The organism is Streptomyces sp., assembly GCF_036566765.1.
GTDB lineage: Bacteria > Actinomycetota > Actinomycetes > Streptomycetales > Streptomycetaceae > Streptomyces.
The window spans coordinates 1-9,816 of sequence record NZ_DATCVQ010000464.1 but is presented as its reverse complement, the minus strand read 5'-3'; the positions used below and the strand labels follow the sequence as shown (position 1 = coordinate 9,816).

Sequence of the window (9,816 nt, the reverse complement as noted above, 5' to 3'; positions counted from 1 at the left end):
CGTTCGAGGGCTGCCCGCCCGAGTTCGCGGGTAGACCGCAGGAGGCCGGTGGCAACACCGGCCCTAGATGGATGGCCGTCTCCCCGGCCGCCGCAAGGCGCCCGGGCGACAGAACCCGGCGTACAGCCCGACTCGTCTGCCGCTCAATATTTCCGCAGGTCAGAGGCTATGTTTTCTCGCTGAATAAAGTATCCGGGTCGAATCCGGGTCGAATTTCGACCCTGAGTATTGTCCGTCCAGTCTGATCGGCGGGTGGGCAGACGGGGCATATCGGGCGATGGGTTGATGGGGGGCGTAGCAGGAAGGCAGCAGGCGGCAGGGTGGGAAGCCTCGGGTGGGCTCGAAGTATTGTCCGCCGTGTCTCCGGTGGAGTGGGCCGTGCGGTCTGAGCGTTACGGGCGATATCGGTACGGTCGTTCTGGCGGGCAGTCAGGTTCCTTTGAGGTGCAGGTCAAGTACCGCTTCGAGCTCGTAACACGATCTTGCTGTGCCGTCCCGGTCGGCCGTGACCGGTGTGCGGATTCGACCGTTCGCGATGGTGTGAGTACTCGGCCGTGGATCGTGGACGACGACTTGTGGGCGCTGATCGAGCCGCTGCTGCCGCCCTGGCCAGAGCGGTCACCGGGGCCGAGGCCGGTGTTGGACCGGTCTCTGCCTCCAGGGCATCCTGTTCGTCCTCTACAACGACATAGCCTGGCAACTCCTGCCCTCGGAGCTGGGGTTCGGCTCCGGACAGACCTGTTGGCGGCGTCTGGACCGGTGGCAGAAGGCCGGCGTCTTCGACCAGCTCCACCGGGTCCTGCTCGCGAAGCTGAACGCGGCCGGTGAACTCGACTGGTCACGGGCGTGCGTGGATGGTTCCCACGTTCGCGCGAAAAAGGGGGGGCTGACATCGGTCCGTCGCCGGTCGACCGGCGGAAGGCCGGCAGTAAACACCACTTGAGATGCGACGGACGCGGCACCCCGCTCAAGGTCATCACCACCGCGGCCAACGTCAACGACGTCACCCAGACCCTCGCCTTGGTCGACGGCATCCCGCCCATTGCGGGCCGTCCCGGCCGGCCCCGTCGCAGGCCCGACGCCCTGCTCGGTGACAAGGGCTACGACTCCAATGCCTACCGCGCCGAGCTGAGTCGACGGCGGATCCTGCCCGTCATCTCACGCAAAGGGTCACCGAACATCAAGGGCATGGGGAAGCTCCGCTACGTCGTGGAACAGACCTTCGCCCTTCTCCACCAGTTCGAACGCCTCGCCGTCCGCTGGGAACGCCGAACTGAACTCCACGATGCCTTCGTCTCCCTCGCCTGCAGCCTCATCTGCTGGAGACGCCTCAAGAGGGCCCTCCTGATCACGCTCCAAGCGATCAAGCGCAGCGCGGCACCTCAAGAGGCCCTGGGGCTACTGGTGCGGCACGCGCCTGGTTCCGGTCGGCTCTGCAGCGTCCGTCCCGGCTGCGGTGAGGATGAGCTGTCCCTCAACTCCTGCTTCAACGACGTGGACCAACAGCGTGCTCGCGTCGTCAAAGCGCAGGGTGAAGCGCGGATCGAGCTGCATCAGGAAATCGAAGCTCTCCCTGTCCTCTGTGGCCAGGGGAGATTCGAGGATCGCCTCGCACTTCCAGGTCTCTCCGGCGGCACAGACCGCGATCCGCACACGAAGCCTGCCCAGACACGTCGATCGGTTGCCCACCATTCAAGCGTCGCGGTGCCCTCGTAGCTGTCCATGGTTCAAGTATCGCCAGCCAGCAGGCACCTGTGTGTCAGCGATGCAGAACCTGAGGGCACAAGATCGTGTTACGAGCTCTTCGCAGTCTGAGTACGACTGGCGAATTCAGTGGAGCGTGCCGCGCGTTGGCGGGAGAATGCGGTGCGTGGCTCCGATGTTGACTGATATGCCGACTGACCGTCTGGACGCACTGATCAAGCACCCGTTCCACCGGGAGAACGGTGAGCGGCTGGTCGGGTTCATCAAGGACCTGCGCGAGTGCCACAGTGCCGAGGACTTTGTGACGTTCCAGCGGGAGCTTCTGACGGCCACGCTCGCCGTGAACCTCGCCCGGGCGGAACGCTCGCGAGTGATCAAGCGACTCAGGAAGAGGGAGTCGTTGCCGGTCGACGCCCCCGAGCTCGTTATTGGCGATCCTTATGACCTGGACGACTGGCGACTGGAGTACGACGTCCTGGAGCGCGTAGGGCGCCAGCTGCGCTCCATCGGTGACGCCATGGCCTGGCGCGCTTTCCGGTACGACCGTCGCTACATTCTCGCGTTGCGTCGTAACGAATCACCCGGACCGATGACCCTCAGCAAGGAGGGCACGGCTCACGAGATCCAGTTCGTGGAGCAGCTGTGGAGCGAGAACCGGCACTTCGCTCTGCTCCACGACATCACTGACTGTCTGCGGATCGGTGACGTGACCGTGTTCCACGATCGAGAGGACGGCGGGCAGGAGATTCACTTGTACGAGTTGAAGACAAATCCGCTACGGAAGGAGAGTGCCCAGCTGGCTCGAACGCGGCTTGCTGCCGAGGCGCTGCACATCGGTGGGCCGCTCCCCGGGTCGGACAAGGCCGTTCTCGTTGAGACCGGCGTGCCCTATGCCACCCATCTGTCTGCGCTGAGTGATGCCTTTGCCCGAGCGCATCGGGACGGGCTCAAGACGATGCGTGTCCCAGGGCAGCGTGCTCTCCTGGCGCTCGACGTCGTGGCAGCCGGCGACAAATGGGGGATTGAGGATGCTACTCGACGGTTCCACGCCTCATATGCGTCGCTGTTGCGTCGTACGCGGTTGACCGGACAGAACATCTGCTTCGGCAGCGGGGACAGCGCCGCGCGCAACACCATGGCCCCGCCGTGGGGCATCTATCCGCTCCAGCCCGGCCAGTGTGCTGGCCTCATTGCTGATGTCCTTGTCTTCAGCGTGACACTGTCGTCGGACAACTTCATTGAGGAACTTGGCAAGCAGGGGCTGGATGCTGAGTGGGTCCTGCCCAGTGGGGCCGACATGGAGTCGGCCCAGCCTGTCGTCATCATCAGAGGGCACGGTCGTCAGGTCACGATGGCCAGAGCAGGACTTGAGCAGCTCATGCTGGAATTGAGCGATCTGCAGGTGTGGGCGCGTGGCATGGAGCAGCTGCTTAGGAAAGGCGTACCTGGGCAGGAGCCGTGGCCGTACTTCGCTGATGAGGGCAGGGTTTGGGTATGAGCGGAGGAGGTTGACTCACCGCGCCGCCTCGTAGCGGTACCAGCTGTCCTGGTCGGCACAGCTGGACATGCTCCAAACTTCGGGCCCGCACCCCTTTGGCGGAATAGGGGTACGGGCATCTGCTGTGCTGTCTCCTCATCGCCAGCTTCTCCGTGACTGACCTGCAGCACGTTGGACGTCAGCCGCGTAGACGTCTCTCGCACTGGGGTCCGTGAACACCCCGCGAAGACCACATCCAGCCGGTCCCGCATCAGCATCACCGGCGTCCCCCTCGGACACGCTGCCCACGCCGTGCGGACCGTCATCGGAGGAATCCGCTGGAAAATTGCCGGGCGCATCGACACCGTCCACCGCCCCAAACCGAGGCCGCCCCGCCACCGACCAGCCAACCATCGCTAGCGACCGCAGTCACCAGCCCGCCAAGATCACCGACCTGTCCGAACAGTTCACCTGCCGACGGCGGACAGGCCCAGTCTGCCCGCTGTCGGGTTCGCTCACCTGTCAGGGGACGAATATCAAGGCGCGGGATCCAGTGATCCATCCACGACGTGGTCACGGTCTGCTTCGGCTGTTCGGACGTCTGCGACCTTGCGTCCTCGGTTGAGGATGACCAATGCGGTGAGTGACCTCATAGCAAAGGGGCAGGTCGTGCGAGACGACCACGACTGCAGTTCCCTGCTTGGAAAGTTTCCGGATCAGGTGCTCGACCTGACGCGTCTGTTCGTATTCGAGCGCTGCTGTGGCCTCGTCGAGCAGGAGCACTCCATGTGACTCCGCAGCGACTCGGATAGCGCTCGTGGCGAAGGCGATGACTTGGCGTGACCGCCCGACAGGTCATGCCCCGCCAACACAAGATCGTGTTGCGAGCGTTTAGGAGCGGGTGAGGCGACGGGTGAGGCTAGTGATGGCGGTGGTGCCTAGCAGCCAGCCTGAGAGGGAGCCCGCCGCGCTTGCCGGTGTGCGCTGAAGCTAGTCCTGCCCTTCGGGTGAGTTGCTCATTTCTGTCTGCCTGGGTGTCCGTTCTCAGCCAAGGTGCCCCAAGTGAGGTTTTCGGGGCAGGTGGACGGTCCAGGCTTCTGCCCGAGCTGGTAGGTGAATGTCCTGCCTGGCACGGAGGGGGAGATCGATGGCGGCCGAACCGACGGAGACTGCGTGGCGGATACAGGCAGCTGTCGCGGATTTGACAGCCAAGGCTGATTCGAAAGCCTCGTTTGCGCTGGCCATGCAATCCACGGCCTTGGCTGTCGTAGGGCTGATTGCGGGTTCCCAACGGGCGGCCGGGGACCTTGACTCGGGCGTAACGCGGCTGCTGCTGTGGTGTGGCGTCTCACTCATGGTGGGCGGAGCCAGCTGTGCCGCCTGGGCTATCTCGCCGAACCTCCGAAAGGAGCGGCGGGGTGCGGAACGTGACGACGACTTCCTGTACTTCGGGCACGTTCGGCACTTGGAACCGGCGGCGCTCGAAGAGATCCTCCGGGACAAAGACCCGTTGCCGCCGCTGTCCCGGCAGCTGGTGGTGATGAGCGAGATCGCCTGGACCAAGCACCGGCGCGTGCAATGGTCGCTCATATTGGCGGTTGCGGGCTGCGCCGCCATCGCTCTCGCGACCGTAGTCGGATGAAACACCAGGAGGGCAGGACTCTGATGAACTTCTGCTCCCTTGTATCCGCCGACGTATGGCGCGACCTGGTGGAACGCGGGCGTCGGCGAACGTTTAGGCGCGGATCCCTGCTGCTGCGTCAAGGCGAGTCGCCGGACTCCGTCATTGCACTGGTCGACGGCCTGGTGAAGGTGGCGCAGATCAATGAGTGCGGGGACGAACTAACGCTGACGCTGCGCGGACCAGGCGAAGTACTTGGGGAGATGGGCGCGTTGCTGGGACGCCCCCGCTCTGCCTCCGTCACTGCAGTCCGCCTGTGTACGGGGTTTGTTCTGCCGGCTCACGCCTTCCGGGGCTACGTGGAGCGCCATCGCCTGGAGACGGTGGTGTACGAGCTGACCGTAGAACGGCTGAACAGCCACGAACGCCTGCGAGCGGACCTCGCGCACCTGCCACGCCTGGCACGCATGGCCCGAATCGTCAGTCACCTCGCAGACGAGATCGGTCATCCGCATGGCGACGACGGCCTTGTCGTCGAGTTGGGTATGGCCCGGACGGAGCTGGCGACCATGGCGGCCATGAGCCGCTCATCAGCGCTTGACGCTCTCAGCCAGCTCCAGGCGGCTGGAGTCCTAACGCTCGGCCGGCGGAACCTGGTCATCAACAACATCGCCCACCTCAAGGCAGCCGCCCGGGACGAGAAACATCTTCCCGGCGGCATCGGCTGTCAGGACGACACACCCACCATGTGACTCAGCGCACGCCCGTACCGTCCAATCCTGGACCATCTCGTCCCTGCTGCTCCACGAAGGTCGTGTTCGCCGCGATTCGCGGCACAGCACCCGACGAGAGGAGCGGCACATGTTGCCGTCATGGGAACCGTTGTGGCCCTATCGGGCCGTACTGGCCGTGGACGCCCGCAACTTCAGCGCACTGGACAGCAAGGGCATGCAGCAAGTGAACGCCGACATCCCGCCGTTGCTGGCCCAGGCGCTCAGCGCCAGCAATGTGAGCGCTCACTGGGAGCGGCGGATGTTCGGCCAGCACGCTGGAGACAGCTACGTCGCCGGCATGGACCCGGAGGTCCTGCCCGCGCTGGTGGGCTGCTTCCCCGACGCCCTCCGGCAGGCTCTGGCCCGCCGACGCGCCGATGCCCCCGTCAGCACGCCCCTGCAGCTCAGGGTGAGCATCCACGTCGGCCCGCTGCCGCACACCGGACTGGGCGTACCGATGGTGCACACGCACCGGCTCTTGGACGACGACGCACTGCGCACCCTGCTGAACCGCGCGAACCCGGAGATCACCAACACCGCAGTGATCATCTCGCAACGCGTCTACGAGGACGTTTTCGAAAGCGGCTGCGTCAACGGCGACGTCCTGCCCGACCAGTTCATGCGGCATCTGGTGAAAGTGAAAAAGTTCCAGCAGCCGGCCTACGTCCACATCCCAGGCTTCGACTGGCGGCTTGCGGACCCGGACATCTTCGAACCCCTCGACACTGCGGACGTGGCCACGGAGAAGCCAGCCCCTGCGTCCGGAGCAGCACCTGAGGCGGTTCCGTCGGCCCCGGGCACGGTGAGCTTCAGCCACTCCGGCGAACACGGCATCCAGTCCTACAACCACTTCGGCGCGGGACGGGGGCAGTGATGATCGACCACGAGCAGGGCCAGCGAGACCGTACGGACTCCACGGCACCCTCGGCGGAACCCGCAGCGCCGAACGAGCCCGCAGGTCACTCTCCACTACCGCAAGGCGGCGAGACGAATGGTCAGTCGCATCCCGGCTTGGTGAACTTCACTCACTCCGGCAAGCACGGCATCCAGGCCTACAACCTGCACTTGAACCGTGACCAGGTAATCCCTGTCCCGATCACCGAGAGCGACGCCGACTACAAGGCAAGCCAGGAGGGACGGTTCGTCCTGCCGCGCAACTCAGACCAGTGGGTGGCCGCTTCCAAACTGCTGGACACATACGGAATCGTTGTGCTCTGCGCAGCCCCGGGGAGTGGTCGACGCACCGCTGCTATGCGCCTGCTGCATACGGCGACCAACCCTGCGCCGACGATCTTCGACCTCGACCCCGAATGGTCCAAGCCCTCGGTCCGTCCGCTGCCGGAGGAGGCAGCGACGGGATACGTCCTCGATCTCTCCGACCTCCCGGAGCGGCCAGACGGCCGACTGGGCACTGACCTGGTCGGCCATGGGGAGGACCTGCGCAAGAAGAACTCCTTCCTCGTCATCCTTGCCACGCCCGCCGACTGGTATGGCCACTGGGCCGAACCCACGCTGCCTTTCACCATCCGGCTGGAGTCTCCCGACGCCAGGGCCCTCGTCACGGCCGAACTGCGGGCGCATCATCGCGGTGATCGTGTGGCCTGGCTGGAGGAGAAGTTTGGAGACATCTGGAAGGCCAATCCCTCCGCGCGGGCGGCCTGGCGTCTGGCCAGCCGTCTCATCCGGGCATTCGGCCCCGAGGACATCCCGGCGATCGTGAAGGACTTCGGTGACTGGCACACCGAAATCGAAAGCCTCCTCAGCGAGGACCGGGTGCGGGGGAGCGACGCGCAGCTGCTGTCCACCAGGGTCATGGTCTGGGCCGGCGCCTTGCTGCATGGAGGACAGAGCAGGTCCGTCATCAAGGCAGCCGACGACCTTCTGGCCCGACTCGACTTTGAACGCGAACCGGCCAACGTCCTGACCGACGCCACGACATCGAGCCGACTGGAAGCCGCGAAAATCACGCGCAACGGGGACCGGGCCCTCCACAACGAGACGATGGAAGGCCTGCCCGCAGCCATCCTGCGCCACCTGTGGGACGAGTTCCCCACCCAACGAGACCTCCTGCGCACCTGGGCCATCGGGATCGCCGCAGACCGCACCATCCCGGAAGAGGACGCCCGCCGGGTCACGACTGCGCTGTTGGCGCTGGCAGTGCACCGGCACGACCGGGCCATCCTCGACGGGCTGGCCAGTGACCTCACGGGTCCTCGACGGGTCCTGGCCGTGGAATCCCTGACCAAAGCAGCCGGGGATGCCGAGTTCGGCCGCTACGTCAGTAATCGCCTGCGCCAGTGGGTGGATGCCAAGACTCCTTCGGCCAACAAAGTCGACCTCGTCATTGAGATCTGCGCGGGTGCCTGGGGCATCGACCAGCCGGTCCTCGCACTGACACGGCTGGGCAAGGCGGCAGGCCACAAGGATTTCGGCTCCGCGACCGTCGTCCACGCCTTCCAGCAACTCTCCCTGCGGCGGCCGGACGAGGTACGCAAGGCGGTCGACCAATGGCTCAGCGATGTTGAAAGCGGACAAGCCGACGCGACTGTGCGCCGCCAGACTCTGGGAGCATTCCTCGCCCTCGTCTCCAGCGACGAGGGAACAGACCTGGTCCTCAACGATGTACCTGCCCGCCAGGCCCGGCTGCGCCTCGTCCGCGCCTGGCAGAAACTGTTGTCCACCGACGCCGCGGTGAAGGCCGTCGACAGGCAACTGACGCGGTGGCAAGAGCGGTTCCAAGACAATCCCGAGCGCCGGGAACTGGTGCTGGACCTGCTCACAGACATCTTCACTCCGCCCAGCCGCCGCTCTGGCCTCGACGGGCTCATGGTGACGGAGGAGTCGGCGATCGATCCGTTCTGGCGGGAGGTCCTGGAACGGGCTGCTTGCCGCTACCGGGAGTCCGAGGAGGCATCGACCCCTTGACGATCGACGGACCTGGCCCGTGGTGGAGTGGCCGGCGCAGTCGGATCCGGGCCCAGTGGCCAACCCGTCTGCCCGGTATCCGCTTCTGCGCCCGCGGCACCCTGACCTACCGAGCACACGCCTCTCTCCAGGCCGGCGGCACAGCCACGGCCCGAGCAGCCGCACGGCTCGCGCTGGACGAACTCGGGCGAGGCATCACCGAGCGTCATTTTCCAGAACATCTCACGACCGCACAGGAACGCCTCACCCTTGCCGCGGCAGGCTGGCACACCCCCAAAGACACTCCTGGCCTCTGGCTGAAGGCACGCATCAACCTGATGCTCTCCGAGCAGAACGCGGACCGGGCTCAGAGATACCAAGACGCCTTACGCGAGGTGACACTCCAGCTCGCGCAGGAACACGAACGCCGAGAACGGTTCAGACAAGCAGTCTTCGACACGCCAGACGTCACGCGCATCTGGTGGCTCGACCGCCACCTGGAGGATCTCGACTCCCTCGACTGGGACGTCTTCAAGCAGAAGATCCTTCCGCTGGTCGGGGCGGCCGACGACATCCAGTCCAAGGCGGAACGCATCGCCCAAACCCTCCTGTACGTCTGGGAGAAACTGGGCGACAACCCAGGACAACACGCACGCTTCACCACCACCGTCCGCACCGTCCTGGACCAGATGGGATGGAATGATGCGCCCGCCTGGCCGGCGCCAGGCGAGCCACCGGCCGCTGATTCGCCCATGAGTGTCAGTGACGGGGGAGAGCCGCGCCCCGTCACTGAGGCGGGCACGGCCCGATGAAGCTAACCGCCCTGCGCTGGCTGCTCGACCCGGCAACCAGTCTCCTGGCCATGCGGCTTCGTGCTCAAGAACGCGGCCGCATGTCCTACGACGCGGCCTGGCGGCTGGCACGAGTGACACGCCACCCCGACGAAATGGTGTACCGCCACCACGGACATCTCGCCGAGGACTCCGGCGACGAAAGGTAGTGAGCGATCAATGAGCCTCTTCAGCGTTGCCGCTCCAGCGTGAGGATGGCCTTGGCGATTGACGTCATTCGATTCGGGCTGCACCGGGGACCTGCGGAAGATGCGCCAGGGCTTCAAGCGCGCGACGCCGCGCTCGACCGGCGCTCGTGCAGCGGCCAGTGCACGGTTGAGGGTCATTTCAGTGGAGGTGAGTGCCTGCAGGGGCCTGCGCTTGATGCCGGTGGTCAGCCACGCGCGCCGCCGCCCTGGTAGGCGAGATCGGCCAGGATGGGAACGCCCTGGCGCTCGCAGATCCGGATGATCCGGTGAGTGCGGGCGGCGGTCAGGTCGTGAGTGC

8 protein-coding genes and 2 pseudogenes are annotated in these 9,816 nt (G+C 65.5%); 9 read left to right on the top strand and 1 reads right to left on the bottom strand.

Annotated features, from left to right (window positions below):
• Nucleotides 1–540: 540 nt before the first annotated feature.
• The 9 genes and pseudogenes from VIU94_RS27555 to VIU94_RS27515 form a co-directional block, all read left to right on the top strand.
• Nucleotides 541–1,338 (top strand): annotated as a pseudogene (locus VIU94_RS27555) (IS5 family transposase); the annotation flags it as partial.
• A 532-nt stretch (nucleotides 1,339–1,870) separates the two neighbouring features.
• Nucleotides 1,871–3,202 (top strand): hypothetical protein, encoded by a 1,332-nt coding sequence (locus tag VIU94_RS27550; RefSeq protein WP_331915184.1) that lies wholly within the window; start codon nucleotides 1,871–1,873, stop codon nucleotides 3,200–3,202.
• Between the two features lie 618 nt (nucleotides 3,203–3,820).
• On the top strand, nucleotides 3,821–3,973 hold the full coding sequence (locus tag VIU94_RS27545) for a hypothetical protein (protein ID WP_331915182.1): 153 nt from the start codon (nucleotides 3,821–3,823) through the stop codon (nucleotides 3,971–3,973).
• Between the two features lie 355 nt (nucleotides 3,974–4,328).
• The gene (locus tag VIU94_RS27540; protein ID WP_331915180.1) at nucleotides 4,329–4,823 is read left to right on the top strand and encodes a Pycsar system effector family protein; all 495 of its coding nucleotides are present in this window, start codon (nucleotides 4,329–4,331) and stop codon (nucleotides 4,821–4,823) included.
• Nucleotides 4,820–5,554, top strand: a complete 735-nt coding sequence (locus VIU94_RS27535; protein ID WP_331915178.1) for a Crp/Fnr family transcriptional regulator — start codon at nucleotides 4,820–4,822, stop codon at nucleotides 5,552–5,554. The genes VIU94_RS27540 and VIU94_RS27535 overlap by 4 nt, the downstream gene beginning before the upstream one ends.
• 157 nt (nucleotides 5,555–5,711) lie before the next feature.
• Nucleotides 5,712–6,449, top strand: a complete 738-nt coding sequence (locus VIU94_RS27530) for a hypothetical protein (protein ID WP_331915176.1) — start codon at nucleotides 5,712–5,714, stop codon at nucleotides 6,447–6,449.
• A complete protein-coding gene (locus VIU94_RS27525) occupies nucleotides 6,449–8,500 on the top strand; it encodes a hypothetical protein (RefSeq protein ID WP_331915174.1) in 2,052 nt (683 codons plus the stop codon). The genes VIU94_RS27530 and VIU94_RS27525 overlap by 1 nt, the downstream gene beginning before the upstream one ends.
• Nucleotides 8,497–9,291, top strand: coding sequence for a hypothetical protein (locus VIU94_RS27520; protein ID WP_331915172.1), 795 nt, complete (start codon nucleotides 8,497–8,499; stop codon nucleotides 9,289–9,291). The genes VIU94_RS27525 and VIU94_RS27520 overlap by 4 nt, the downstream gene beginning before the upstream one ends.
• The gene (locus tag VIU94_RS27515) at nucleotides 9,288–9,479 is read left to right on the top strand and encodes a hypothetical protein (RefSeq protein WP_331915170.1); all 192 of its coding nucleotides are present in this window, start codon (nucleotides 9,288–9,290) and stop codon (nucleotides 9,477–9,479) included. Before VIU94_RS27520 ends, VIU94_RS27515 begins: the two co-directional genes overlap by 4 nt.
• A gap of 20 nt (nucleotides 9,480–9,499) precedes the next feature.
• Here the strand turns inward: VIU94_RS27515 and VIU94_RS27510 are convergent.
• Nucleotides 9,500–9,816: pseudogene (locus VIU94_RS27510) on the bottom strand (transposase family protein); the annotation flags it as partial.

Excerpts from the sequence above, each read along its gene's own strand:
- VIU94_RS27540 (WP_331915180.1), top strand. The coding sequence starts at position 4,329 with ATGGCGGCCGAACCGACGGAGACTGCGTGGCGGATACAGGCAGCTGTC.
- VIU94_RS27535 (WP_331915178.1), top strand. The coding sequence starts at position 4,820 with ATGAAACACCAGGAGGGCAGGACTCTGATGAACTTCTGCTCCCTTGTA.
- VIU94_RS27525 (WP_331915174.1), top strand. The coding sequence starts at position 6,449 with ATGATCGACCACGAGCAGGGCCAGCGAGACCGTACGGACTCCACGGCA.
- VIU94_RS27515 (WP_331915170.1), top strand. The coding sequence starts at position 9,288 with ATGAAGCTAACCGCCCTGCGCTGGCTGCTCGACCCGGCAACCAGTCTC.